This window comes from Microbacterium sp. FG3 (assembly GCF_057809335.1).
On the sequence record NZ_JBMDJT010000025.1, the window covers coordinates 13415 to 38634 of the forward strand.

Sequence of the window (25220 nt, forward strand, 5' to 3'; positions counted from 1 at the left end):
GACATGGCTGAGCTGCCGGATGTGCGCTTTCTCACCGTCGCCGAGGTCGCGGAGATCATGCGCGTGTCCAAGATGACGGTCTATCGCCTCGTGCACGCGGGTGAACTGCCCGCGGTGCGCTTCGGTCGCAGCTACCGTGTGCCCGAGTCTGCCGTGACGGCCGCTCTGCAGCAGCCGCTTCCCACCGAGCGCCCCGCCGCCGACGCCGGCTGAGCATCCGCTTCGGGGCCAGCGCGACGCATGCGGTAGGATGCTCTGAGGCACTTTTTCTGCCGTGCCCGTTCCCGGACGTCGGCACCTTCGTGCCGGGCGTCCAACCCCTAGACATAGTGAGGTTTCCGTGGGTTCTGTCATCAAGAAGCGCCGCAAGCGCATGGCGAAGAAGAAGCACCGCAAGCTGCTTCGCAAGACTCGCCACCAGCGCCGCAACAAGAAGTAAGTTCTGCGGCAGGTCCACAAGCGCCGGCTCCGTCCTCGACGGACCGGCGTTTCTGGTTTCCGCGGCCGCCGCGGCCCCGGGCCTGCGAGAATGGGCGCATGAAGGAGATCTCGGTCCAGGACCTGCATGCGGCCGCCGGCAACAAGCCGCTCATCGACGTGCGGGAGGTGGACGAGTACGCCGCGGGCCACGTGCCCGGCGCCGTGAACATCCCGCTGTCCGAGCTGGGGGAGCGCTTGCATGAGCTGCCCGCCGAGCCGTTCGACATCATCTGCGAGCGCGGAGGCCGCTCCGGCCGGGCGTGCGAGGCGCTCGAGCCGCGCGGCTACGACGTGACGAACATCGCCGGCGGTACGAGCGCGTGGCGCGAGGCCGGGTACGAGATCGAGCAGTGACCGACCTCACCATCATCTCCAAGCCCGACTGTCACCTCTGCGACGTCGCGCGCGAGGTCGTTGAGCAGACCCTCGCGCAGCTGCCCGATGAGGTCGCCGATCGCGTCGAGGTGACGGAGCGCTCGATCCTGGATGACGCCGAGCTGCACGCCCAGTGGTGGGAGAAGATCCCCGTCGTCCTCATCGACGGCAAGCTGCACGGCCACTGGCGCGTCTCCCCGGACCGCCTGCGCGCCGCGCTCGAGACCGCAGTCGAGGAGACCGCATGATCCGCCACCTCGTCATGTTTACCGTCAACGGGCAGACCCAGGACGAGAAGAACCAGCAGATCCTGAAGGCGGCCACGATGCTCGAGGGACTCGTCGGCGTCGTGCCCGGCCTGCGTGTCATGAACGTCTACGCGAACGCCCTCGACATCGAGGGCAACTGGGACTTCGTGCTCGCCGCGGACTTCGACGACGACGAGGCGCTCAACGGCTACATCTCGCATCCGGCGCACGTCGAGGTGGTCGACTACATCCGCACCATCGCGGTCGACCGCGCCGCCATCGACATCGACCTCTGAGCGAGGGCGCGGGGGTCGCTTCATCGTCGTTCGCTGACGCTCACTGACGTTCAGCAACCGGTCGGTGCGGGCCCGCCATCGGTCGCGAAACGAAAGCGGCGCAGCCGCGGCGATGAAGCGACCACCGCACGCCGCCGGGAGGCTCAGGCCTCCGTGGGCTTGGCGTCGACGCCGGCCTCCTTGCGCTGCTCCGGGGTGATGGGGGCCGGTGCCTCCGTGAGCGGGTCGAAGCCGCCGCCCGACTTCGGGAACGCGATGACCTCTCGGATCGACTCGGTCTTCGTCAGGTGCTGCAGGATCCGGTCCATGCCCAGCGCGATGCCGCCGTGCGGCGGCGCGCCGAACTTGAAGGCGTCGAGCAGGAAGCCGAACTTCTCCTGCGCCTGCTCGTGGGTGATGCCCATCACCTGGAAGACGCGCTCCTGGATGTCGGCGCGGTGGATGCGGATGGATCCGCCGCCCAGTTCCGTGCCGTTGCAGACGATGTCGTACGCGTAGGCGAGGGCCGATCCGGGATCGGTGTCGAACGTGTCCTCGAACTCGGGCTTCGGGCCGGTGAAGGCGTGGTGCACGGCGGTCCATTCGCCCGCGCCGACCGCGACATCGCCCGAGGCGACCGCATCGCCGGCGGGCTCGAACATCGGCGCGTCGACGACCCACGTGAACGCGAACGTGTCGGGGTCGAGCAGGTCCAGCCGGCGCCCGATCTCGACGCGCGCGGCGCCGAGGAGGGCGCGAGAGTCCTTCGTCGATCCGGCCGCGAAGAATGCGCAGTCGCCGGGCTTTGCCCCCACGAGCTCCATGAGCCCCTCGCGCTCGGACTCCGAGAGATTCTTCGCGACGGGGCCGCCCAGGGTGCCGTCCTCGTTGAAGAGCACGTATGCCAGACCGCGGGCGCCGCGCTGCTTCGCCCACTCCTGCCAGGCGTCGAGCGTCTTGCGGGGCTGGCTCGCGCCGCCCGGCATCACGACGGCGCCGACGTACTCCGCCTGGAACACCCGGAACGGGGTGTCCTTGAAGTAGTCCGTGGCCTCCACGAGCTCGAGGCCGAAGCGCAGGTCGGGCTTGTCGGAGCCGTACTTCGCCATCGCGTCGGCGTAGGTCATCCGCGGCAGCGGGGTCTGCACCTCGACGCCGATCGTGGCCCACATCGCCTTGATGACGGCCTCGGTGAGCTCGATGACGTCCTCCTGGTCGACGAAGCTCATCTCGATGTCGAGCTGTGTGAACTCCGGCTGGCGGTCGGCGCGGAAGTCCTCGTCGCGGTAGCAGCGCGCGATCTGGAAGTACTTCTCGACGCCGCCGACCATGAGCAGCTGCTTGAACAGCTGCGGCGACTGCGGCAGGGCGTACCAGCTGCCGGGGTGCAGGCGCGCGGGCACGAGGAAGTCGCGGGCGCCCTCGGGCGTCGAGCGGGTGAGCGTGGGGGTCTCGACCTCCACGAACTCGCGCTCGTGCAGCACGTCGCGGATGGCCTTGTACACCTGCGAGCGCAGGCGGATCGCGTGCGCCGGGCCCTGGCGGCGCAGGTCGAGGTAGCGGTGGCGCAGGCGCACCTCCTCGCCGATCGGGTCGGTCTCGGCAAGTCCCGACGAGACCGGGAACGGCAGGGGAGCGGACTCGTTGAGCACCACCACGTCGGCCGCGATGAGCTCGACCTCGCCCGTGGGGAGGTTGGCGTTCTCGTTGCCCGCCGGGCGCTTCGACACCTCGCCGGTCACCTGCAGCACGAACTCGCTGCGCAGCGGGTGCGCCACCTCCTCGTCGCGGATGACGACCTGGGCGATGCCCGAGGCGTCGCGCAGGTCGATGAAGGCGACACCGCCGTGATCGCGCCGGCGATCCACCCACCCGGTGAGGGTGACGGTCTGGCCGATGTGCTCGGCTCGCAGGGAGCCGGCGGTGTGGGTGCGCAGCACGGAGGTTCCTCCTGGGTTCTTGCGGGACGCGTCAAGTCTAGGCGGGCGGGCGCGGGCCCGAGCGTGACGACCGGCATCGGCGCCCCCGCGCACGCGCCGGAGTCGTGCCGGCATGGAGGAGGCCCCCGCCGGAAGCGGGGGTTGATCCCAGGGGAACGCGAGGCGGGCGCCGGTAGTGTCGTGCTCTGAAGTCCGGCACCCGAAGGGAAGCGATGTCCGCCACCGCACTCGATCGACGATCGGGGATCCTGCAGAGCCCGCTCAACGTCCTCCGCGGCTTCCTCATCGGCATGGCCGAGCTGGTGCCGGGCGTCTCGGGCGGCACGGTCGCGCTCGTGACGGGCGTCTACGAGCGCGCGCTGAACTCGGCGACGGCGCTCGGCGGCGCCTTCGTGGCGCTCGCCAAGGGGCCGGATCGGCGAGCCGGCTTCCGGCGCCGCATCGGCGATGTGGACTGGTGGCTCATCCTGTCCGCCCTCGTCGGCATGGCGGCGGCGGTGCTGTTCGCCGCCGGTGCGGTGGAGGCGCTCGTCTCCGCGAACCCCGAGAACGCGCGCGGACTGTTCTTCGGCCTCGTCGCCGCGAGCCTCGTCGTGCCGCTGCGGATGCTGCCGGCGCGGACGGAACGCGGGGCGGGGCGGATCGCGGACGTCGCGGCGGTCGTCGTCGCGGCGGTCGTCGCCTTCGTGCTGGTCGGCTTCGCGTCGAACACGACGCTCGAGGACCCGCAGCTCTGGTTCGTCTTCGTCGCGGCGGCCGTGGCGGTGTGCGCGCTCGTGATCCCGGGCGTCTCCGGGTCGTTCTTCCTGCTCGCGATCGGCCTGTACTCGCCCACGCTGCAGGCGGTGGACCAGCGCGATCTCGGCTACATCGCCGTCTTCGGGCTGGGCGCGATCGTGGGGCTCCTCACCATCGTGAAGGGCATCTCGGTGCTGCTCACCCGCGCCCGCCGCGTGACGCTGCTGGTGATGTTCGGGCTCATGCTGGGGTCGCTGCGCGCGCTGTGGCCCTGGCAGGGCGGCGCCGGCGGCGACGAGGGGCACGGCGTGCTGCTGGCGCCGACCGACCCGCTCGCGCCGGTGCTCCTGGCGGTCGCCGGCGCCGCGGCCGTGCTGGCGCTCGTCGCGCTGGAGGCGCGCGCCACCCGTCGCGCCGCGCGCTGAGCGGCCACCCCCACGCCCCTTTCGGGGGACACCCCCAGGGGCGAGCGGGGTGCCGGTCGGTAGGGTCGACGGGCGGACCCGCGACGAAAGGCCCTGCATGCGCGCACTCCAGACGACGACCTCCTCGGGATCCGAGGGGTGGCTGTCGGGACTGGTCGACTGGCTCGTCGGCCTCATGGATGTCATCGGCCCGGCCGGCGCCGGCATCGCGATCGCCGCGGAGAACCTCTTCCCGCCCATCCCGAGCGAGGCGATCCTGCCGCTGGCGGGCCTGGCCGCGCAGCGCGGGTCCTTCCCGCTGTGGGAGGCGATCGTCTGGACGACGGCCGGCTCGCTCGTCGGCGCCCTGCTGCTCTACGGGATCGGCGCGCTCGTCGGGGTGGGGCGCCTCGTGTGGGTCGCCGAGCGGGTGCCGCTGCTGCACGCCGAGGACGTGCACCGCACCGTCGCGTGGTTCGAGAGGCACGGCCCCGTCGCGGTGTTCTTCGGGCGGTTCGTGCCGATCTTCCGCAGCCTCATCTCGATCCCGGCGGGCGTCGTGCGCATGCCGATCTGGAAGTTCCTGCTCTACACGGGCGCGGGAAGCCTGATCTGGAACACGATCTTCGTGCTCGTCGGCTGGTACCTGGGCGAGTCGTGGCACATCGTCGAGCAGTACATGGACATCGCGCAGAACGTCGTGGTGGTCGTCGTGATCGTGGCGGTCGCCCTGTTCGTGTGGCTGCGCGTGCGCCAGCTGCTGCGCGCGCGGCGCGACGGATCGGAGAACGGCCCCTCCGCCGAGTGACCGCGGGGGATATCCCCCCGCCGGATCGGGCGGAGCGCCCCGCTGTGCGGCGGTCGCCGGAACCCTAGCGTGGAACCATGATCTCGACCACCACGCCATCCGGCGACACCGGAGCCCCCGCGGCGCCGGCCGTCCCCCCGGCGCCCGCGCCGGTCACCGGCGCGGTGCGCACGACCCCCGCGCCGCGCTCGATCGTCTCGCCCCTGGCGATCCTCGGCGCCATCGCCCACCTCGCGTTCATCGGCTTCTGGGGCGCCGCCGTCTTCACCGTGCTCGGCATCCTCTTCGCCGTGGGCTTCGGGTTGCTCGTCTTCGTCGTGGGCGCGATCCTGCTGCTCGGCTTCGTCTACGGCCTCTACGCCGCGGCGTTCCTCGAGACCGCCAGAGTCGAGGGCCTGTACGGCTTCGGGCTGCCGATGCTCAAGGCGCGCCGCTCGCCCAAGCGCGGCTTCGGCGGGTTCCTGCACACCATCTGGCTGCAGTTCATCGACGGCGGCATGTGGCGCGCGATCGCCCACCTCGTCGTCGCGTCGATCCTCGGCTGGATCGCGGGGGCCGCCTTCGGGCTCCTCGTCGCCGCGGCCACGGGCGCCTTCGCGCCGCTGTACGTGACCCACGGGGCCGTGGAGATCGAGCGCTGGAGCATTGACGTCGCGTGGACGCCCCTCGCCGGCATCCTGCTCTCCCTGCTGGCGCTCGCGGTGCTCGTGGGCCTGGCCCTGCTGCACGGCGTGCTCTCGCGCGTGCTGATCGCCCCCATCCGCGAGGCCCAGCTCACGGCCCAGGCGCGCGACGCCGCCACACAGCGGCAGGGCGCGATCCGCGCCGGCGAGCTCGAGCGCACCCGCATCGAGCGCGATCTGCACGACGGCGTCCAGCCGCGGCTCGTCTCGGTGGGCATGACGCTCGGCATGGCGCAGAACAAGATCGACACCGATCCGGAGGCCGCCAAGCAGCTCATCTCCGAGGCGCACACCTCCACGAAGGCGGCCATCACAGAGCTGCGCCAGCTCGCCCGCGGCATCCACGCCTCGGTGCTCGACGACCGCGGCCTCGACGCGGCGCTGTCGGCCCTCGCCTCGCGCTCGCACATCCCGGTGCACCTCGACGTGCGCATGGACGTGCGGGCCGGGCGCGACGCCGAGGCGGCCGTGTACTTCGCGATCGCCGAGAGCCTCACGAACGCGGCCAAGCACTCCCGGGCCACCGAGGCGCGCGTCGTCGTGCGCTCCCGCCCCGAGCAGGGCGTGCTGTGGGCCCGCGTCGAGGACGACGGGATCGGCGGCGCCCGCGTCATCCCCGGCGGCGGCCTCGACGGCATCAGCAACCGGGTCACCGCACTCGGCGGCACGGCGCGGCTCGACAGCCCGCAGGGCGGCCCCACGTCACTGGAGGTGAGCGTGCCATGCGCATCCTGATCGTCGAGGACTCCGTCCTGCTGCGGGAGGGGCTCGTGCGTCTGCTCGAGGACTCCGGCCACGAGGTGGTCGCCGCCCTCACCGACGCCCGCGACGTCGTGGACGAGGTCGACCGCACCGAGCCGGAGCTGTGCATCCTGGACGTGCGGCTGCCGCCCACGTTCACGGACGAGGGCATCCGCGCCGCGCTCGAGCTGCGCCGACGCGACCCCAGGCTGGCCGTGCTCGTCTTCTCGCAGTACGTCGAGGAGCGCTACGCCAGCGACCTCATCGCCCAGCCCGGCGGCGCCGTCGGCTACCTGCTGAAGGACCGCGTCACCGACGTGGCCGACTTCCTCGAGTCGCTCGACCGGATCGCCGAGGGGGCGACGGTGCTCGACCCCGAGGTCGTCGCACAGCTGCTCACGCGGCGGGCGCGCGACGAGAAGATGCAGCGCCTCACCGAGCGCGAGCGCCAGGTGCTCTCGCTCATCGCCGAGGGCCGCAACAACGCCGCCATCTCGCGCCTGCTGTTCATCAGCGCCGGCGCCGTCGAGAAGCACATCACCTCGATCTTCCAGAAGCTCGACCTCGACCAGGACGAGCAGGGCAACCGCCGCGTGCTGGCGGTGCTCGCCCACATCGAAGCGAACGGAGCGACCGGCCCCGTGGGGCCCGCGCCCGAGCGCGGACGGACAGGAACGGAACGATGACCACGCAGCTGACCCCTCCCCCCGTGACGCCGGAGAACCCGGCGCCGCAGAGCGAATCCACCCGCACCGGCACGCGCGCGCTCGCGATCACGGTCGCGGCGCTCGGTGCGCTGGGCCTCATCCTCTCGGCCGTGTTCACGTCCATCTCCACGGTGCGGCAGGCCACCCGCCCCGATCCCGTGTCGCAGTCGATCGGCAGCGTCGCGGGGGTCACCGGGATCGACATCGACATGTCGCGCGGTGACCTGCGGGTCACCTTCGGCGAGGGCGACGAGGTCTCGCTCGAGTCGACGTCGACCTCCGGATCGGACTGGCGCCTCGAGCGCGAGGGCGACCGGATCGTCGTGGCCGACTCCGCGCCGTTCGACTGGAACATCGGCTGGAGCTGGGACTGGATCGGCGACGAGAACGCCGCCACGCTGACCCTGCCCGCCAGCCTCGAGGGCGTCGACCTCGACGTGGAGCTCGGCGCCGGTCAGGTGCTCGCCGACGGCGTGTTCGGCGAGGTCGGCCTCGACATCAGCGCCGGCCTGGCCGAGATCGAGGGCACGGCCGACGCGCTCGACGTGACCATCGGCGCCGGTCAGGCCATCGTCGAGCTGGCGGACGTGCGCGACGTGACGTTCGACCTCGCGGCCGGTCACGCCCGCGCCACGCTCACGGGCGAGGCGCCCGATCGCGTCGGCATCGAGGTGAGCGCCGGAGCCCTGGACCTCACGCTGCCCGACGCGCCCTACGCCGTCTCGACGGACGAGGAGGCCGGGCAGGTGGAGACGAACAACCTCGAGCGGTCGTTCGACGCGCCGCGCACGGTGGAGGTGCAGGTCTCGGCCGGCCACGTCGACCTCCGCGCGGGCTGACCCGCGTCGGCTACAGAACGAAGAGGAAGCGACCACGGCAACTCGAGGACGGGTTGCCGTGATCGCTTCATCTCCGCGGCTGTCGCGCAGATCGCAAGAGCACGGCCAGCACCCGCCAGCCGACGAGGAACAGCAGCAGCGTCACGGCCGTGACGATCACGAAGGGCAGCGCGGTGCCGCCGCCGGTGAGGGCGCGCAGGATCATCCCGCCGGCGACCGTCACCGCCCACACCGGCAGTCCGCCGCGCAGGGGCTTCGCCGGCGCCCGCCACGCGAGCGTGGCGATCCAGCCGATCGCGAGCGCGGCGAGGAACGGCCACACCGCCGCGGCGAACGTCGGCAGCGTCAGGACGCCGTGGTGCTGCTCCACGCCGATCCAGGCGAAGATGACGACGAGGATCACGTCGGCGAGGAACGCGGCGGGCCACGGGAAGCGCATCTCTCGAGCGTACGGGCCCCGACCCGCTCCCGTCGCGGTACCGTCGGGGTCATGGCGTACGACGACGTGGTGAAGGTGCTGGGCGAGACGCAGGTCGTCGCGATCGTGACGACCCGCCGGGCGGGGGAGCCCGCCGCGACGGCGATCTGGTCGATGGTCGTGGACGGGGTGCCCTACGTGCGCTCCGCGTACGGCGAGCGGTCGTGGTGGTACAAGCACGTGGTGGCCGGTCGGCCCGTCGCCTTCGTCCTGGGCGACGGATCGGTCGCCGAGACCGACCGCGACGCCGCGCTCGCGCTGCCGCGCGAGGCGGTCACGCTCACGCGCGTGCCGGCGGACGATCCGGTGCAGGCGGCGATCACGGCCGAGGTGGAGCGCAAGTACGCCGCGTCGCCCCGCTCGTCGATCGACGCGACGATCGCCCCCGAGGCCGTCGCGTGCACGTTCCGGGTCGATCCGGCCTGAACGACGGCTCCTAGACTGGGAGCGTGACGGCAGCGCGCATCCACCTCGTGCGCCACGGCGAGGTGCACAACCCGCGGCGCGTGCTCTACGAGCGCATCGCGGGGTACCGGCTCAGCGAGGCCGGGCGCCTCATGGCGCGCGTGGCCGCCGAGCACGTGCAGTCGCTCGGGCGCCCCGTGTCGGCGCTCGTGTGCTCGCCGCTGGAGCGCACGCGCGAATCGGCCGAGCCGTTCGCCGAGATCTTCGGCCTCGTGGCGCAGCCGGACGAGCGGGTCGTCGAGCCGTGGAACGCGTTCGCCGGCAAGGTGATGCGCCGCGCCGTGCTGCGGCCCTGGAACTGGCACCACCTCATGCGCCCGTCGGTGCCGAGCTGGGGCGAGCCCTATGCCCTCATCGCCGCGCGGATGCGCGAGGCGATGGACGAGCTGTGGCACGAGCACGACGACGACGTCGTGGTGGTCTCGCACCAGGCCCCCATCTGGATCGCGCACCTGTCGGTGGCGGGGCTGCCGCTGCGGCACGATCCCCGCACCCGCCGGTGCGCGCTGTCGAGCGTGACGTCGTTCGAGCGCGTGGGCGACGTGTGGCGCGAGGTCGACTACGCCGAGCCGGCCACCCACGAGCGCTCGATCGACGTCGGCGCCGTGTAGACCCGACGACGACTGCGCGCTATCGGGCTTCACACAGGCCGCGCGGAGGGCGAAGCGTAGGATGGTCGCGTGACTCGCCCCCGCCGGATCGCCGCTGCCGGAGCCGCCCTGCTGGCGCTCGCGACGCTCGCGGCGTGCGCGCCCGATCCGGTCACCGAGGACTACCTGAACGGCGAGAACAAGGGCTTCATCTCGAGCGACTTCCGCGTCGATCCGATCGCGCCGGAGGAGCGCGGCGAGCCCGTCGAGTGGGCGGGCGTCACGGAGGACGGCGAGGAGCTCTCGAGCGACGACGTGGCCGGCGACGTCGTCGTCGTCAACTTCTGGTACGCCGCGTGCGGCCCCTGCATCGTCGAGGCCCCCGACCTCGAGGCGGTGTGGCAGGAGTACCAGGACGAGGGCGTGTCGTTCGTGGGCGTCAACACGTACGACCAGGCCGGCACCGCGCGCTCCTTCGCGCGCGACAACGGCGTGACCTACCCCAGCATCATCGACGTCAACACGGGCGACGTGAAGCTCGCCTTCGCGGCGGCCACGACCATCCAGGCCACGCCGACCACGCTCGTGCTCGACCGCGAGGGCCGCGTCGCGGCGCGCATCATCGGCCAGCTGGAGAGCCCGTCGATCCTGTCGACCCTCGTCGGCGAGACGCTGGCGGAATCGTGACCGCGCGGTCCGGATCGGGCCGCGCGTGAACGCCGGCTCCCTCGTCTTCGACGGCGCCCTGTGGGCGGCGCTGCCGATCGCCCTGCTCGCCGGCCTCATCTCGTTCCTCTCGCCGTGCGTGCTGCCCCTCGTGCCCGGCTACCTCGGCTTCGTCGCCGGCGCCGTCTCGCCGCAGACGCCGGCCGAGCGCGCCCCGCGCGGCCGGATGGTCGGCGGCGTGCTGCTGTTCATCGCCGGCTTCACCCTCGTGTTCGTCACGGTCATCGTGCTCGGCGGCCTCGCGGGCGGCGCCATGCAGCGCTTCAGCCTGCAGTGGGGCGACCTCATCACCCGCATCCTCGGCGTCGTCATCATCGCGATGGGGCTGGTGTTCATCGGGATGTTCGGCGTCGCGCAGCGGATCGTCCGCCCGCAGGTGCGCGGCGGCCTCGGCCTCGTCGGGGCGCCGCTGCTGGGCATCGCGCTCGGCCTCGGCTGGGCGCCGTGCATCGGCCCGACGCTGTCGGCCATCATGTCGATCGCCTGGACCACGGGCGACGCCGGTCGCGCGGCGCTGCTCGGCGTGACGTACTCGCTGGGTCTCGGCATCCCGTTCCTGCTCGTCGCCCTCGGCTTCGGCTGGGCGACGCGCTCGCTCGCCTTCCTGCGCCGCCACATCCGCGTCGTCAACATCGTCGGCGGCGTGCTGCTGGTGATCCTCGGCCTGCTGATGGTCACGGGCGTGTGGACCATGATCATGTCTCGACTGCAGGGGGTGCTGACGAGTGTCCCGCTCCCGCTCTGAGGCGCAGGCCGATCCGCTCCGTCCGTCCGACCACGTGGACGGCGACGAGTCGGTGAACCAGCCGGCGCTCGGCCCGGTCGGCTGGCTGCGCTGGGCCTGGCGGCAGCTCACGAGCATGCGCACCGCGCTCGTGCTGCTGCTGCTGCTGGCGATCGCCGCCGTGCCGGGATCGATCTTCCCGCAGCGCATGGCCGACCCCAACGGCGTCGTGCAGTGGGAGGCCGAGAACCCCGATCTGTTCCCGGTGCTCGACGCGATCCAGCTGTTCGACGTGTACCAGTCGCCCTGGTTCTCGGCCATCTACCTGCTGCTGTTCGTCTCGCTGATCGGCTGCATCCTGCCGCGCACCAAGCACCACGCCAAAGCGCTGCGCTCGCGCCCGCCGCGCACCCCGGCGCGCCTGGGCCGGCTCGCGGATCACCGCGCCGAGACGCTCGAGGGTGCCGACGCCGCCGCGGCGGTCGCCCTCGCCGAGCGACAGCTGAGGGCGGCCGGCTACCGCGTGGAGCGCTACGACGACGAGCGCCGCGGCACGCGATCCGTCTCCGCCGAGCGCGGCTACCTGCGCGAGACGGGCAACCTGCTCTTCCACGCCGCGCTCGTGGGCGTGCTCGTGACCGTCGGCGTGGGCGGCGGCTTCGCCTACACGGGCCAGCGCGTGGTGGTGGAGGGGACGACGTTCGTCAACTCGCTGCTGGACTACTCGTCCATGAACCGCGGCCGCTGGGTCTCGGACGACGCGCTCACCCCGTACGCCATGACGCTCGAGTCGTTCGACGTGACCTACCAGCCGCCCGGCACGAACGGCGCCGGCCAGGCGGGCGACTTCTCCGCGAACGTCTCGGTGCGCTACCCGGGCGGGGGCGAGGCGACCGAGGGATCCGTGCGCGTGAACGACCCGCTCGAGGTGGGCGGCGACAGCATCTACCTGCTGGGCAACGGCTACGCCCCGACGATCCGGATCACGAACGCCGACGGCGAGGTCGTCTTCCACGACTCGGTCGCGTTCCTGCCCCAGGACAACAACCTCACCTCGCAGGGCGTGGTGAAGGTGGCCGACGGGATGCCCGAGCAGCTCGGCATGGTCGGCTTCTTCTATCCGACCGTCGGCGAGCTGACGACGGGGGCGCTCACCTCGATCTACGGCGACCTGCTCAACCCCGTGCTCACGCTCGACGTGTACGCGGGCGACCTGGGCATCGACGACGGCACGCCGCGCAACGTGTACACCCTCGACCCCACGGGCATGGATCGCCTGACGGGCGGCGACACGGGCGTGGAGTCGATCGAGCTCGCGCCGGGGGAGTCGCAGGAGCTGCCGAACGGCTGGGGCACGATCGAGTTCGTCGACGAGACGCCCGAGGGCTTCGACCCGGCCCTGGGCATGACGGAGTCCGTCAAGCGCTTCGCGTCGCTGCAGATCCACCACGACGCGTCCGCGGCGTGGGTGCTCGTCTTCGCGGTGCTCGCCGTGCTGGGTCTGCTGACGGCGCTGTTCGTGCCGCGCCGGCGCGTGTGGGTGAAGGCCACGGAGGACGGCGACGCCGTGCGCATCGAGTACGCGGGTCTCGCCCGCGGCGAGGATCCCGGCCTCGGCGCCGCCGTCGACCAGCTCGCCGAGAAGCACCTCGCCGCCCTGCGCGACTGACGCGGCTTGCGCTGGTCGCTTCATCTCCGGCGCTGGCGCGCCTTCGTTCAGCAACCGATGAGTTCAGCCACAGCAAGCCACTCGCGATCAGACGGCAAGCCCGCTCCCAGATGCCCGAACGTAGGATGAGCGCATGCCCGACATCGCCCAGCTCGACACCTACTCCGTCATCCTGATCTGGACCGCGATCGCGATCTACGCCCTCGCCTTCATCGCCTACGCGGTGGACCTCGCGAAGCGCTCGCAGCAGTCGATCGAGGTGAAGGACGCCGAGCGCCGCCTCGTGACGGCCGGGGCCGCGACGTCCTCCGGTGGATCGACGGCCGCGCTCGCCGAGGACGAGCCGTCGGACGCCCCCGCAGGCGGCGCCAAGCGGGCCGTGTTCGGGCGCATCGGCACCGTGCTCACCGTGCTGGGCTTCGTCTTCCACCTGGGCGGCACCGTGCTGCGCGGCGTGGCCGCCGGGCGCGTGCCGTGGTCGAACATGTGGGAGTTCGCCATGACGGGCACGCTCCTCATCACGGCCGTGTACCTGGGCGTGCTGATCTTCCGCGACCTGCGCTTCCTCGGCACGTTCATGACGGGGCTCGTCACGGTGCTGCTGGGCGCCTCCTCGACGTTCTATGTCGAGATCGTGCCGCTGATGGATCCGCTCAAGTCGATCTGGCTCGTCATCCACGTCTTCGTCGCCTCGCTCGCGACCGCGTTCCTCGCGCTCGCCTTCGCGCTCAGCGTGCTGCAGCTGCTGCAGGCGCGCCGCGAGCGCAAGGCGCTCGAGTCGCCCGGGGCGGCGGGCCGGCGCTCGATGCTCCGCACGATCCCCTCCGCCGAGGCGCTCGAGGGGCTGGCGTACCGCTTCGCGATCGTCGGCTTCATCTTCTGGACCTTCACGCTCATCGCGGGCGCCATCTGGGCGCAGGACGCCTGGGGCCGCTACTGGGGCTTCGACGTGAAGGAGGTCTGGACCTTCATCATCTGGGTGCTCTACGCCGGCTACATCCACGCCCGCGCGACGCGCGGCTGGCGCGGCAGCCGCTCGGCGTGGCTGGCGATCGTCGGCTTCGCCGCCGTGCTGTTCAACTTCACGATCGTCAACACCTTCTTCGACGGCCTGCACGCCTACAGCGGCCTCAGCTGAGGCGCGGCCCGCTCGGCGTCCGCACGGGCGCCATGCCTAGGCTGGGCGGATGCCGGCATCCGCATCCCGCAGACTGCACGCGCTCGACGGCGTGCGCGGCGTGGCCGCCCTCGTCGTCGTGCTGTACCACGCGAGCCTGATCGCCCAGCCCTTCGCGGACGAGGGCACGGCGCGGCTCGTCTGGGAGACGGCGACCGAGTCGCCCCTCAAGCTGGGCTTCGCGGGCACCGAGGCGGTGCAGGTGTTCTTCGTCCTCTCGGGGCTCGTCATCACGCTGCCCGCGCTGCGCGACGGGTTCTCGTGGCCGGGCTACGCGGTCTCGCGGCTGCTGCGGCTGTACCTGCCGGTGTGGGCGGCGATCCTGCTCTCGGTGCTGCTGGTCGTCGTGTTCCCGCGCGACGAGGCGGCCGTCACGCCCGATGCGTGGATCATCAACGCGAACATCTCCTTCCCCGACTGGGAGCTCGCGCTGCGCGAGGCGACGCTCACCCCCGCCTCGTACGACACCGTCAACGCCCTGTGGTCGCTGCGCTGGGAGCTGCTGTTCAGCATCCTCCTGCCCGTCTACGTCGCGCTGGCGATCCTGCTGCGGCGCTGGGCCTGGCCCGCGGCGGCGGTGTGCGTCGCGGCGATGGTGGCGGGCCGCGTGCTCGATGAGCGGCCCTTCGACCTGGAAGCGCTCGTCTACCTGCCGACGTTCTTCGTCGGGTGCCTCATCGCCGTGCGGCTGCCCGACCTCACGCGGTGGGCACGCGAGCGGCGCCGCCCGGCGCTGTGGCTGGCCGCCGCCGTCGGATCGGCGCTGCTGCTGATCGCGTCGTGGTGGACGCGGCCGTTCGTGCCCGCCTCGAGCGCGCTCGGCGACGCGCTCTGGGGGCTCGCGGGGGCGGGCGCGGCGGGGCTGATCCTCGTCGCGATCGGCTCGCCGCTGGCGGCGCGCCTGCTCGAGACGCGGCCGGTGCGGTGGCTCGGCCAGGTGTCGTTCAGCCTTTACCTCGTGCACGCGCCGATCCTCGCGACGCTCGCCTTCGCATGGGGCGACGAGCGCTGGGGTCTCGTCGCGCTCGTCGGTGTGCCGCTCAGCCTCGTCGTGGCCTGGGCGTTCTTCCGCGTCGTGGAGCGGCCCGCGCATCGCGTGGCGCGGGCGGCCGGGGCGCGCGTGGCGGCGCTGTTCAGCCCGACTTCCGGCGACGGGCGCGGTGCATCGCCCGAGCCCACGCGCGCGTGATCTCCTCGTCCGAGTAGCGCCGCGCGGTCGCCATGGCCGCGCGCCGCATGCGGGCCCTGTCGCGCTCGGGCAGCCCTACGAGGCGCACGATCGCCGCCGCGAGGGCCTCCTCGTCGCCCGCGGGCACGAGGAAGCCGTTCTCGCCGTCGCGGATGATGTCGGCGGGCCCGTACGGCACGTCGTAGGCGATCGGCAGGCACCCCGCGGTCATGGCCTCCACGAGCACGAGCGGGAACCCCTCGGACGTCGAGGTGGAGAGCAGGAACGACGCCTCCTCCAGCATGGCCGCCGCGCCGGGCGCGTAGCCGCGCAGCCGCACGCGATCGTCGGCGAGCGACTCGAGCCTGGCGTGCTCCTCGCCCTCGCCCCACACGTCGAGCGTGACGTCCGCCCCCTGCCGCGCCGCGGCCTGGACGGCGCGGATCGCGTGGCCGACGCGCTTGCGACGGGTCAGGCTCGCGAGCACGACGCCCCGCCCCGGCGAGCGGCCTCGCGGCGGGGGAGCGGGCGGCAGATCCCGGCTGTTCGGGATCACCTCGAGCCCGGCGTGCGGCCCCAGCAGCGCCACGACGTCGTCGCGCTGGCGCGGCGTGAGCAGCACGACGGCGTCGAAGCCGTCCAGGTCCTCGAACACCCGCCGGCGCGATTCGCGCAGCCGCCCGAACGGCCGCTCCGTGCCCACCAGGTGCGACGCGTGCACGACGTGCATCGTGACCACGTGTCGCCGGCGGTACTCGATCGCCCAGCGGGCGGTCGTCTTGCTGTCGACGATGACGAACGATGGCCGGCGTGCCGTGACGGCGTCGAGCCAGGCGCGGTACAGGTCGGCGATCCGCCCCCACGAGCGCACCGGGGCGCCGCCCTCGTCGCACAGCACGACCGACTTGCCGCCCAGACGCCCGCGCGCCGCGGTGTCGCGCCGCTCGGACAGCAGCAGGCTGCCGTCGAGCCGGTAGTGGTCGGTCTGCAGGATCTCGCCGTCGGCGGCCCGGCGCACCCGGCTCAGCACGCGGCCGTCGCGCTCGCGCTCCTCGATGCGCTCCGCCGGATCCGGGCCGAGCTCCGCGAGCGGCGTGAACGCGTGCCGGCCGAGGCGCAGCGATCCGCCGGGCAGCGGGTGCGTGCGCAGCCAGTCCCACAGGTTCGCGAGCGAGACGCCCTCGGGGAGCCGGCCGTCGGCGCGCAGCCGCTCGGCGCGCGCCGGGTAGTCGGGGTCGGGATCGAGCGTGAGCACCGTGACGGGCGCGCCCGCGAGGCGGGCGAACGCCGCGCTGCGATGCAGCATCGCCGACGTCATCCCGCCCCACTCGTCTCCGACGGCCCAGGTCAGGGCGAACTGCCTTCCCGACGGCAGGCGGATGCGGCGGTGGAACATGTCCGGGAGCGTACGCCGACTCGCTGCCGATCGAGGGGCGTGTCGTCCGCCGAACGCGCAAATCCCCAGGCTCTCCCCAGTTTCCGCGCGCGGCCCGGAGCGCCGCCGGGCCGCGCAACTACACTGACCGAGGAGCTGACCGGGCCGCACCACACGGAACGGCGCCGCTCGATCGGCTCTGCTCGCCCGACCGGATGACGGAAGGAAGACCGTTGAGCACGCAGCCCGGCACGCCGGAGGATCCCGGCGCCGTCCCCACGCACATCGACCCGCTGAGCGGGGAGGAGCTCCCGCAGAACCCCGCGATCGAGCGCGTGCCCGAGCGCCACTACATCGCCGAGGAGGACTCCGACGAGGAGATCACCCGCAAGCTGCGGCGGCAGGGCGTGCGCATCGGCAAGGGACTCGTCTCGCCGCGCGTGTTCTGGCCCGCGCTGATCGTGATCGTCGCGGTGGCAGTCCTCGCCATCGTGTTCCCCGTGCGCACGCGCGAGGTCTTCGACGCCGCCCAGGGGTGGATCGTCGCCGATCTCGGCTGGTACTACATGCTCGTCGTCGGCGGCTTCGTCGTCTTCGTGATCACGATCGCGCTCACGAAGCTCGGATCCATCACGCTCGGCCGCGAGGGCGACGAGCCCGAGTTCGGCCTGATGAGCTGGTTCACGATGCTCTTCAGTGCCGGCATGGGCATCGGCCTCATCTTCTACGGCGTGGGCGAGCCGCTCACGTACGCCACCGTGCAGCCCAAGCCGGGCTGGTCGGGAGACGAGTCCGAGCTCGCCGGCATGGCGATGGCGCAGACGTTCGTCCACTGGGGCCTGCACCCGTGGGCGGTGTACGCCGTGATCGGCCTCGCGCTCGCCTTCGCGATCCACCGCCGCGGCCGGCCCGTCTCGATCCGCTGGGCCCTCGAGCCGCTGTTCGGCGATCGCGTGAAGGGCTGGCTCGGCGACGTCATCGACATCGTGGCGATCTTCGGCACGGTGTTCGGCGTCGCCACGTCGCTCGGCCTGGGCGTGCAGCAGATCGCCGCGGGCATGCAGGCGATCGGCATCGTCTCGGCCGCCGACACGACCCTGCTCGTCGTGCTCATCGTCGCGATCACGCTGCTCGCCATGATCTCGGTCATCTCGGGCCTGGGCGCCGGCATCAAGTGGCTCTCGAACCTCAACATCAGCCTCGCCGGCGTGCTGCTCGTGTCGATGCTCGTGCTGGGGCCGACCCTGTTCCTTGCGCGCAACCTCGTGCAGTCCCTCGGCGTGTACCTCGCCAACGTGCTCGAGATGACGGTCGACGTCGGCGCGTACCAGGGCGCCGAGGCGCAGGAGTGGCTCTCGAGCTGGACGATCTTCTACTGGGGATGGTGGATCGCGTGGGCGCCGTTCGTCGGCGTCTTCATCGCGCGCATCTCGCGCGGCCGCACCGTGCGCCAGTTCATCGCGGGTGTGCTGCTCGTGCCGACGATCGTCGGCATGATCTGGTTCTCCGTGCTGGGCGGAAACGGCCTGTACCGCCAGTTCTTCGGCGAGGGCGACCTCGTCGTCGACGGCGAGGTCTCGGCGGAGGGCTCGCTCTTCCAGGTGCTCGGCGGCCTGCCGCTGGGGTCGGTCCTGTCGGTCCTGACGATCGTGATCGTCGCGCTGTTCTTCATCACGTCGTCCGACTCCGGCTCGCTCGTCGTCGACATGCTCGCCTCGGGCGGGCACCCGAACCCGCCGGTCTGGTCGCGCGTGCTGTGGGCGGTGCTCGAGGGCGCCCTCGCGATCGCGCTGCTGCTGGCCGGCGGGCTGCAGACGCTGCAGACCGGATCGCTCATCACGGCGCTGCCGTTCAGCGTGATCCTCATCCTCATGGCCATCTCGATCGTCAAGGCGCTGACCTACGAGTACAAGACGATGCAGTACGCCGAGAGCACGGCGCGCCTCGAGCGCGTGACCGAGCACATCACCGGAGAGATCGCCGGCAGCATCGGGTCGTCGCCCGTGCTCGACGAGTACGTGGACGACCGCATCGACTACCGCCTCAAGCGCACGACCGGCCTGCGCAGGCCGTCTCCGCCTCGAGGCTGATGCACGAAGAAGGGGCCGCTCCGTTGCGCGTGGAGCGGCCCCTTCGGGTCGCGGATGGCCGGATCAGCCCTCGGCGGCGGCCTGCTTCTCGGCCACCTGGCGGCGGACGTCGTCCATGTCGAGCCCGCGCACGGCGGCGATGAGCTGGTTCAGGCTCTGCTCGGGAAGCGCGCCCGGCTGCGCGAACACGCCGATGCCGTCGCGGAAGGCCATGAGGGTCGGGATCGACGTGATCTGGAAGGCCGCCGCGAGCTCCTTCTGATCCTCGGTGTCGACCTTGCCGAACGTGATGTCGGCGTTCTCCTCCGATGCCTTCTCGAACACCGGCGCGAACTGCGTGCACGGGCCGCACCAGTCGGCCCAGAAGTCGAGCAGGACGATGCCATCCTGCGCGATCGTGTCGTTCAGGTTGTCCTTCGTGATCTCGGTGGTAGCCATCCACCGAGCCTAGGAGCCTCACGCGCCTCGTGGGCCGTCACGCCGGAATGCTCAGGGGATTGTGCAGTGCGGCGCTCTGCGTGGTCGAGCGGGTGGTCTCGACTCCGGCCGCTGCGCGGCCTTCGCTCGACCTGTCTCCGCTGCGCGCCCTTCGGGCGCTCCGGTCGACGAGCGGGCGTGTGGTCGTCGAGCGGAGTGAGCGGAGCGAACGCAGCCGAGACGGGCCGAGCGGAGCGCGCAGCGCGGAGCCGAGGCCGAGCGCAGTGCGGGCCGAGGTCGGGCGGGAGGGCCCGGGCCTCGGTCCGCGTGCGCGCGTCAGGCGAAGGCGGGTTCGAGGAGCGCCTTCGTCGAGACCGAGCGGCGGCGCGCCACCGCGAGGGTCGAGACGGCGAACGACAGCACCGCCCAGATGAGCAGGCCGGCGATCGCCGCGCCGCCCGCGCCGGTGTCGGCCACGACGGCGAGGAAGGCGTCGAACGCCGGCGTGGTGGGTAGGAACGCCTTCACCCCGAGCAGCTCGGACGGGATCGTCGAGACGATGCTCACGGCGATGGCCACGGCCCCGACGATCGCGGCGATCCAGCGGCCCGCGCCGCCGAACACCGCCACGAGGGCCTGGTGCACGGCCGCGAACGCCACGCCGGCGAGCACCGACACCCCCAGCAGCCCCCAGAAGGTGCCGATCTCGTAGCCGCCGGCCAGCTGCAGGATGCCGGCGACGAGCGCCCCCTGCAGGGCGCCGATGACGGCGGCGGGCAGCAGCGCGCCGCCCGCGAGCAGCACCGACGCGCGGCGCGAGGTGAGGGCGCGCGCGCTGACGGCGCGCAGGGCGAGGAACGTGGCCAGCCCGCCGAACCACAGCACGGCGGTGGCCAGCAGCGGGATCGCGGACGCGCCGAAGAGCGAGTCCCCCGTGCCCGAGGTGCCCACCGGGTTCGCGACGACCGAGGCCAGGTCCTGCGCCTCGCTCTCGCCGTACGACGGCACGGCGTCGACGGCCTGCTCGAGGCCGCCCGCGAGCTCGCTCGCGCCGCCGGCCAGCTCGCCGATCCCGTCGCCGAGGTCGCCCGCGCCGGTGGCGAGCTGCGAGACGCCGTCGTGCAGCTGCGGCACACCGGCCGCCGCCTGCTCGGCGCCTGAGGTGAGCTGGTCGAGACCCGAGCCCAGCTCGCTCGCACCCGCCGCGAGCTGGTCGGCGCCGTCCGCGCTCTGCGCGGCGCCCGCGGCGAGGCCGGAGGCGCCGGTGGCGAGGGTCTGGGCGCCGGAGGCGAGCTGCGGGGTGCCGCCTGCGACCCGCGCGAGGCCGTCGGAGACCTGCTGTGCGCCGGGCGCGACCTGGTCAGCAGCGGCCGAAGCGAGCCCGGAGATCCCCGCGACAAGGCCAGGATCAGCCTCCGTTCCCGCCACCGCCTGGAGCTGCTGGCAGAACTTCTCGTTGGCGCCCGAAAGAGCGCAGGACTGCGCAAGGTTCCCAAGTGCGGAAGCCGCCGGCTGGAGATCCGTCAGCCCGGACTTCAGTCCGTTCACGCCCTGCGCAACGCCGGCCGCACCGGCCGCGAGTCCCGGGTTCGCCGCGGTGCCGTCGCCGTTGAGGCCGACGTTGACCGCACCGATCCCGTCCGCCAGCTGCTGCGCCCCGCCGGCGAGCTGCTGCGCACCGTCCGCGATGCCCGTGCCGGTGCCGTCGCCGCGCAGGCCCTGCGCGAGCGCGGCGGCGCCGCCGGCGAGCTGGTGCGCACCGTCGGCCGAGGCGCCGGCACCCGTGGCCAGCTGCGAGACGCCGTCGCCGAGCTGACCCACGCCGTCCGCGGCCTGCGTGGCGCCGTCGGCCAGCTGATCCGCGCCGGCGCGGGCCTCGCCCGCGCCGCCCGCGAGCTGGCGCGCGCCGTCGGCGGCGTCGCCCAGCTGGTCGCCCATCGTCGTGAAGCCGATGAGCAGGTTCAACAGCGTGGCCTCCGAGAGCATGTCGCCCATCGTCGACGCGGCCACGTCGGCCACCTGCGCCGTGATCGCCTCGTCCACGACGAGCGCGTCGGGCGCGGTCGTGACCTCGATCGTCGCCTGCTCGGCGGCCTCCTGCGTGCCGGAGAGCGCCTGGCCCGACGACGTCGCGGCCGCCGAGAACTCCTCCGGGATGGTCACGACGGCCTGGTACGTGCCGTCGCGCAGGCCCTCGCTCGCGTCGTCCTCGTTCGACAGCACCCAGTCGAGGTTGCTGTCGAGGTCATCCGATCCGTCCACGAGCCCGGCGGCCAGCTGACGGCCGAGGGGCGTGTACTGCCCGTCGATCGTGACCGGATCGTCGAGGTTGACGATGGCGGCCGACATGTTCTCGAGTCGCTCCGTGGGGTTGTACAGCGCGGCGACGAGCACGCCGCCGATCACGGCGGGCAGCAGCAGCACGCCCAGCACGGTGAGCCAGGTGACGGGCTTGCGCGAGCGCGCGGGTTCCAGGACGGTCATGCGTTCACCTCGAGGGTCGAGTCGTTCACGGCGACGCGGTGGACGGTGGCCCACCCGGCGTCGGAGAGCAGGGATCGCGCGACGGCCGCGTCGGCGCACGTCGCGACGACCGTGAGCGGGCGGTCGGGATCGGCCACGTAGGCCGCGTCGCGCAGCGCGGCGGCGACCTGGTCGCGCTCGGCGGCCGAGAGCCGCTCGACGCCGTCGAGCACGACCGCGGCGGGGCGGCCCTGCAGCGCGTGGCGCGCGGCGGCGACGGGATCGTCGCCCGAGGCGAGCAGCCCGAGGCCCACGTGCGTGCGCACCCACGCGGCGCGGGCGGGCAGCAGGTGCCCGGCCACGCGCAGCAGCCCGTCGGACGGCGCGACGCGGCCCGCGATCGCGAGGGCGACGGCGCGCGAGGCGCGCGGATCGGCCGAGCTCAGCACGATGGCCTCGCCGGGCTCGGCGCGCAGGTCCACGCCCGAGGCGAGCACGACGTCGCCGGCCGAGATCTCCAGCCCCTCGGCAGCCACGACCGCGGTCGATCCGGGCTCGGGCCAGTCGGCCAGGGCGCGCTCGCGCTCCACGGCCTCGCCCTCGATGTCGAAGTGCGGCAGGATCCGCTCCAGCCACGCCGGCATCCACCACGCGTGGCGGCGCAGCAGCGCCATGACGGCGGGCACCAGGGTCATGCGGATGAGGAACGCGTCGACCGCGATGCCCACGGCCAGCGCGAGCGCGATCGGCTTGATGTTGCTGTCGCCCTCGGGCACGAACGCCGCGAACACGGCGAACATGATGACCGCCGCCGCCGTGACGACGCGGGCCGACGCCGTGTAGCCGCTGCGCACGGCCTCGAGCGCGGTCTCGTTCGCCGCCTCGCGCGCGTCGGGGCGGGCCACGCGGCCCAGCAGCCCGCGGCGCTTCGCGGCGTGCACGTAGTCCTCGCGCATGCGCGAGACGAGGAAGACCTCGTAGTCCATCGCGAGGCCGAACAGCACGCCCATGACGACGATGGGCATGAACGCGATGACGGGACCGGTCTTCGACACGTGCAGCAGGTCGGCGCCCCAGCCCCATTCGAACACCATCGTCACGACGCCGAACGCGGCGAGGATCGACAGCAGGTAGCCGAGCGCGGCCTTGAGCGGCACCCAGATCGAGCGGAACACGATCATGAGCAGGATGAACGACAGGCCGACGACGAAGACCCCGAACGGCAGCAGGGCGCCGGCGAGCTGGTCGGAGATGTCGATCGACACGGCCGTGAAGCCCGTGACCTTCAGGTCGATGTCGTACTCGTCCAGCCACTCGTCGTGGTGCGCGCGCAGCTCGCGCACGAGGTCCGCCGTCGCGGGATCGGACGGGCCGGTCTCGGGGATGATCTGCACGATGCCCGTGTCGATCGTCTCGTTCGGCGTGGCGAGCGCGACCTCGGCGACGCCGTCGATCCGCTCCACCTCCTCGCCGAGGTCCTCCATGAGGGCCAGCGGATCGTCGGAGGTCACGATCGTGCCGGTGAGGATGAGCGGGCCGTTGAAGCCCTCGCCGAAGTGCTCGCCCGTGAGGTCGTAGGCCTGGCGGGCCTCGCTCTCCTCCGGCAGCACGCCGGCGTTGGGCAGCGCGAGCTGCAGCTGCGCGGCCGGGACGGCGATGATGCCCAGGCCGAGCACGACCGCGACGGTGGTGACGACCGGGTGGCGCGTGACGGCCTCGACCCAGCGGCGCGAGAATCCGACGCGCGGCGCGCCCTTGCGGGGGCGCGGCGGCCGTCCGCCGGCGCGCGCGCCGACGAAGCCGAGGAACGCGGGGGTGAGCGTGATGGCGATCGCCACCGCGATCGCGACCGCGACGGCCGCCGCGACGCCCATGGTCGTGAGGAACGGGATGCCCGCGAAGCCGAGCCCGATGAGCGCGATGAGCACCGTGACGCCGGCGAAGACGACGGCCGATCCCGCCGTGCCGGTCGCGCGCGCCGCCGATTCCTCGAGCGGCACGCCCTCGCGTACCTGATCCTGATGTCGCGCCCCGATGAACAGGGAGTAGTCGATGCCGACCGCCAGCCCGAGCATGAGCGCGAGCATGGGCGTCGTGGCGCTGACGGTGGCGAAGCCGGTCGCGGCGACGATGCCGAGCATCGAGACGCCCACGCCCAGCAGCGCGACGCCCAGGGGCACGCCCGCCATCGCGATCGCGCGGAACGCGACGATGAGCACGATGAGGGCGACGATCACGCCGAAGGCCTCGGTGATCGTGACGGTGGGCAGCTCCGTGGCGTACAGCTCGCCGCCGAGCGCGACCGTCGCGCCGTCGGGCAGCTCGTCGCGCAGGCCGTGGAACGCCTCCTCGATCGCCTCGCTGACCGACTCGTCGAGCGTCGTGGCCTGGCCGTCGAGCTGGACCTGCACGATCGCCGCCGCGCCGTCGTCCGAGATCGTGCCGTCCACCGACTCGTCGTAGGGCGAGGTGACGGCCGTGACGTCGTCGATCCCCTCGATCTGCGCAACGAGGTCCTCGATCGGCGCGCGGTAGGCCTCGTCCTCGATCTCGTCGCCGTCGGCGGCGACGACGACGCCCTGGGCGGATGTGCCGGCGACCTGCGGGAACGTGCGGCTCAGCTGCTCCAGGCCCTCCTGCGACTCGGTGCCGGGGATGGAGAAGGAGTTGTCGAAGCCCTTGTTGAGGCCCAGCGCGCCCGCGCCGACGACGAGCAGCAGCAGGATCCACGACACGAGCACGCGCCAGGGGTGGCGGAACGACCATCGGCCGAGCGAGTAGAGCAGAGTGGACACAGACGCCTCCGGTGAGCGGGGAGCGGGGATTCGATACAACGCTGTATCCGATACGTATGTGTATCGTAGTGCGCGCCCTCGGACGCGTGTCTGAACATCACCCGGGAAAGGACGACCGTGACCACCGAGCCACAGCAGCCGGCGGCCCGCAGCCGCGAGAACACCCGGGCGCGCCTGCTCGACGCGGCGGTGCAGGTGTTCGCCGAGGTCGGTCTCGGCGCCGCGTCGGTCGAGACGATCTGCGAGCGCGCGGGCTTCACGCGCGGCGCGTTCTACTCGAACTTCGACAGCAAGGACGAGCTCTTCCTCGAGCTGGCCGCGCACGTCGCCGGCCAGCAGATCGCGCAGGTGCGTCACCGCATGGCGGAGCTGGCGACCGACCCCTCGTTCCTCGACGGCGACGACTTCGCGTCGCTCACGCGCGTGCTCGACTCGCTCGTGCAGGACCGGATCGGACTCATGCTGCACGCGGAGATCCGCATCCGCGGCATGCGCGACGAGGCGTTCGGCGCCGCGCTCGTGGAGCAGGAGGCCCGCCTGCTGGGCGAGATCGCGGCGATCATCGAGGACGTCGTGCGCGTGCGCCGGCTGAGGCTGCGTCTCGAGGCGCCGGCCGCGGCGCGCCTGCTCATGGCGATGTGGGACTCGGCGGCGACGCGCGCGGTGCTCGCGGGCCTGCCCGACCGCGAGCGCGAGCAGGAGTGCGTGGCCGAGGTCGCCCGCATCGCCCAGCTGATGCTGGGTTGAACTCTTCTTTTCGAGTCTGCGCCGCTCGGGCACCCGCTCCGCGGGTGCCGCTCGCGTGCTCGCGCTCTCGCGTCCCGCGAGAGCGAGGCGGCGCTTCG

25 protein-coding genes are annotated in these 25220 nt (G+C 72.4%); 19 read left to right on the forward strand and 6 right to left on the reverse strand.

Annotated features, from left to right (window positions below; translation table 11 throughout):
• Positions 1 to 3 precede the first annotated feature (3 nt).
• From ACODR5_RS09340 to ACODR5_RS09360, 5 genes are all read left to right on the forward strand, one after another.
• On the forward strand, positions 4 to 213 hold the full coding sequence (locus ACODR5_RS09340; protein WP_488983435.1) for a helix-turn-helix domain-containing protein: 210 nt from the start codon (positions 4 to 6) through the stop codon (positions 211 to 213).
• 127 nt (positions 214 to 340) lie between these two features.
• Positions 341 to 439, forward strand: coding sequence for a 30S ribosomal protein bS22 (locus ACODR5_RS09345; protein ID WP_003792170.1), 99 nt, complete (start codon positions 341 to 343; stop codon positions 437 to 439).
• A gap of 98 nt (positions 440 to 537) precedes the next feature.
• Positions 538 to 834 carry a rhodanese-like domain-containing protein gene (locus ACODR5_RS09350; protein ID WP_488983436.1) on the forward strand — a complete coding sequence of 99 codons (297 nt, stop codon included), beginning with the start codon at positions 538 to 540 and terminating at the stop codon, positions 832 to 834.
• Positions 831 to 1103, forward strand: coding sequence for a glutaredoxin family protein (locus tag ACODR5_RS09355; RefSeq protein WP_488983437.1), 273 nt, complete (start codon positions 831 to 833; stop codon positions 1101 to 1103). The genes ACODR5_RS09350 and ACODR5_RS09355 overlap by 4 nt, the downstream gene beginning before the upstream one ends.
• Positions 1100 to 1399, forward strand: coding sequence for a Dabb family protein (locus ACODR5_RS09360; RefSeq protein WP_488983438.1), 300 nt, complete (start codon positions 1100 to 1102; stop codon positions 1397 to 1399). The genes ACODR5_RS09355 and ACODR5_RS09360 overlap by 4 nt, the downstream gene beginning before the upstream one ends.
• Before the next feature lie 143 nt (positions 1400 to 1542).
• Here ACODR5_RS09360 and aspS read toward each other — a convergent pair whose 3' ends face one another.
• Positions 1543 to 3318 (reverse strand): aspartate--tRNA ligase, encoded by a 1776-nt coding sequence (gene aspS / locus ACODR5_RS09365; protein ID WP_488983439.1) that lies wholly within the window; start codon positions 3316 to 3318, stop codon positions 1543 to 1545.
• Between the two features lie 212 nt (positions 3319 to 3530).
• On the opposite strand from aspS, the gene ACODR5_RS09370 reads away from it, so the two are divergent.
• From ACODR5_RS09370 to ACODR5_RS09390, 5 genes are all read left to right on the forward strand, one after another.
• A complete protein-coding gene (locus ACODR5_RS09370) occupies positions 3531 to 4481 on the forward strand; it encodes a DUF368 domain-containing protein (protein WP_488983440.1) in 951 nt (316 codons plus the stop codon).
• Positions 4482 to 4578: 97 nt separating this feature from the next.
• Entirely contained in the window at positions 4579 to 5268 is a 690-nt protein-coding gene (locus ACODR5_RS09375) for a DedA family protein (RefSeq protein ID WP_449854861.1), read from the forward strand.
• 77 nt (positions 5269 to 5345) lie between these two features.
• Positions 5346 to 6686: a sensor histidine kinase gene (locus ACODR5_RS09380; protein WP_488983441.1), complete on the forward strand. Its 1341-nt coding sequence runs from the start codon at positions 5346 to 5348 to the stop codon at positions 6684 to 6686.
• Positions 6674 to 7378 (forward strand): response regulator, encoded by a 705-nt coding sequence (locus ACODR5_RS09385; protein ID WP_488983442.1) that lies wholly within the window; start codon positions 6674 to 6676, stop codon positions 7376 to 7378. Before ACODR5_RS09380 ends, ACODR5_RS09385 begins: the two co-directional genes overlap by 13 nt.
• On the forward strand, positions 7375 to 8238 hold the full coding sequence (locus tag ACODR5_RS09390; protein WP_488983443.1) for a hypothetical protein: 864 nt from the start codon (positions 7375 to 7377) through the stop codon (positions 8236 to 8238). Before ACODR5_RS09385 ends, ACODR5_RS09390 begins: the two co-directional genes overlap by 4 nt.
• Positions 8239 to 8305: 67 nt before the next feature.
• On the opposite strand, the gene ACODR5_RS09395 is transcribed toward ACODR5_RS09390, so the two are convergent.
• A complete protein-coding gene (locus ACODR5_RS09395) occupies positions 8306 to 8677 on the reverse strand; it encodes a DUF3054 domain-containing protein (RefSeq protein ID WP_460816247.1) in 372 nt (123 codons plus the stop codon).
• A gap of 51 nt (positions 8678 to 8728) precedes the next feature.
• Between ACODR5_RS09395 and ACODR5_RS09400 the strand changes: the two genes are divergently transcribed.
• The 7 genes from ACODR5_RS09400 to ACODR5_RS09430 all read left to right on the forward strand — a co-directional run bounded on the left by ACODR5_RS09400 (position 8729) and on the right by ACODR5_RS09430 (position 15256).
• Positions 8729 to 9142, forward strand: a complete 414-nt coding sequence (locus tag ACODR5_RS09400) for a DUF2255 family protein (protein ID WP_488983444.1) — start codon at positions 8729 to 8731, stop codon at positions 9140 to 9142.
• Positions 9143 to 9165: 23 nt separating this feature from the next.
• Positions 9166 to 9792, forward strand: coding sequence for a histidine phosphatase family protein (locus ACODR5_RS09405; protein WP_449854855.1), 627 nt, complete (start codon positions 9166 to 9168; stop codon positions 9790 to 9792).
• 69 nt (positions 9793 to 9861) lie between these two features.
• Entirely contained in the window at positions 9862 to 10458 is a 597-nt protein-coding gene (locus tag ACODR5_RS09410) for a TlpA family protein disulfide reductase (RefSeq protein WP_488983445.1), read from the forward strand.
• A 25-nt stretch (positions 10459 to 10483) separates the two neighbouring features.
• The gene (locus ACODR5_RS09415) at positions 10484 to 11242 is read left to right on the forward strand and encodes a cytochrome c biogenesis CcdA family protein (RefSeq protein WP_488983446.1); all 759 of its coding nucleotides are present in this window, start codon (positions 10484 to 10486) and stop codon (positions 11240 to 11242) included.
• The gene (gene resB / locus ACODR5_RS09420) at positions 11223 to 12890 is read left to right on the forward strand and encodes a cytochrome c biogenesis protein ResB (RefSeq protein ID WP_488983447.1); all 1668 of its coding nucleotides are present in this window, start codon (positions 11223 to 11225) and stop codon (positions 12888 to 12890) included. Before ACODR5_RS09415 ends, resB begins: the two co-directional genes overlap by 20 nt.
• A gap of 133 nt (positions 12891 to 13023) precedes the next feature.
• Complete coding sequence (gene ccsB / locus ACODR5_RS09425; RefSeq protein ID WP_488983448.1) at positions 13024 to 14028, forward strand: c-type cytochrome biogenesis protein CcsB; 1005 nt, start codon at positions 13024 to 13026, stop codon at positions 14026 to 14028.
• A gap of 49 nt (positions 14029 to 14077) precedes the next feature.
• On the forward strand, positions 14078 to 15256 hold the full coding sequence (locus tag ACODR5_RS09430; protein WP_488983449.1) for an acyltransferase family protein: 1179 nt from the start codon (positions 14078 to 14080) through the stop codon (positions 15254 to 15256).
• Here the strand turns inward: ACODR5_RS09430 and ACODR5_RS09435 are convergent.
• Complete coding sequence (locus tag ACODR5_RS09435) at positions 15201 to 16631, reverse strand: glycosyltransferase (RefSeq protein ID WP_460816257.1); 1431 nt, start codon at positions 16629 to 16631, stop codon at positions 15201 to 15203. The genes ACODR5_RS09430 and ACODR5_RS09435 overlap by 56 nt on opposite strands.
• Before the next feature lie 212 nt (positions 16632 to 16843).
• On the opposite strand from ACODR5_RS09435, the gene ACODR5_RS09440 reads away from it, so the two are divergent.
• Positions 16844 to 18700, forward strand: coding sequence for a BCCT family transporter (locus ACODR5_RS09440; RefSeq protein ID WP_488983450.1), 1857 nt, complete (start codon positions 16844 to 16846; stop codon positions 18698 to 18700).
• Between the two features lie 63 nt (positions 18701 to 18763).
• Here the strand turns inward: ACODR5_RS09440 and trxA are convergent, their stop codons facing one another.
• The 3 genes from trxA to ACODR5_RS09455 all read right to left on the reverse strand — a co-directional run bounded on the left by trxA (position 18764) and on the right by ACODR5_RS09455 (position 24375).
• Positions 18764 to 19138, reverse strand: coding sequence for a thioredoxin (gene trxA / locus ACODR5_RS09445; protein ID WP_460816261.1), 375 nt, complete (start codon positions 19136 to 19138; stop codon positions 18764 to 18766).
• Positions 19139 to 19453: 315 nt separating this feature from the next.
• Entirely contained in the window at positions 19454 to 21601 is a 2148-nt protein-coding gene (locus ACODR5_RS09450; RefSeq protein WP_488983451.1) for a YhgE/Pip domain-containing protein, read from the reverse strand.
• Complete coding sequence (locus tag ACODR5_RS09455; protein WP_488983452.1) at positions 21598 to 24375, reverse strand: MMPL family transporter; 2778 nt, start codon at positions 24373 to 24375, stop codon at positions 21598 to 21600. The genes ACODR5_RS09450 and ACODR5_RS09455 overlap by 4 nt, the downstream gene beginning before the upstream one ends.
• Before the next feature lie 117 nt (positions 24376 to 24492).
• Between ACODR5_RS09455 and ACODR5_RS09460 the strand changes: the two genes are divergently transcribed.
• Entirely contained in the window at positions 24493 to 25122 is a 630-nt protein-coding gene (locus tag ACODR5_RS09460) for a TetR/AcrR family transcriptional regulator (RefSeq protein WP_488983453.1), read from the forward strand.
• The last annotated feature ends 98 nt before the right edge of the window (positions 25123 to 25220 follow it).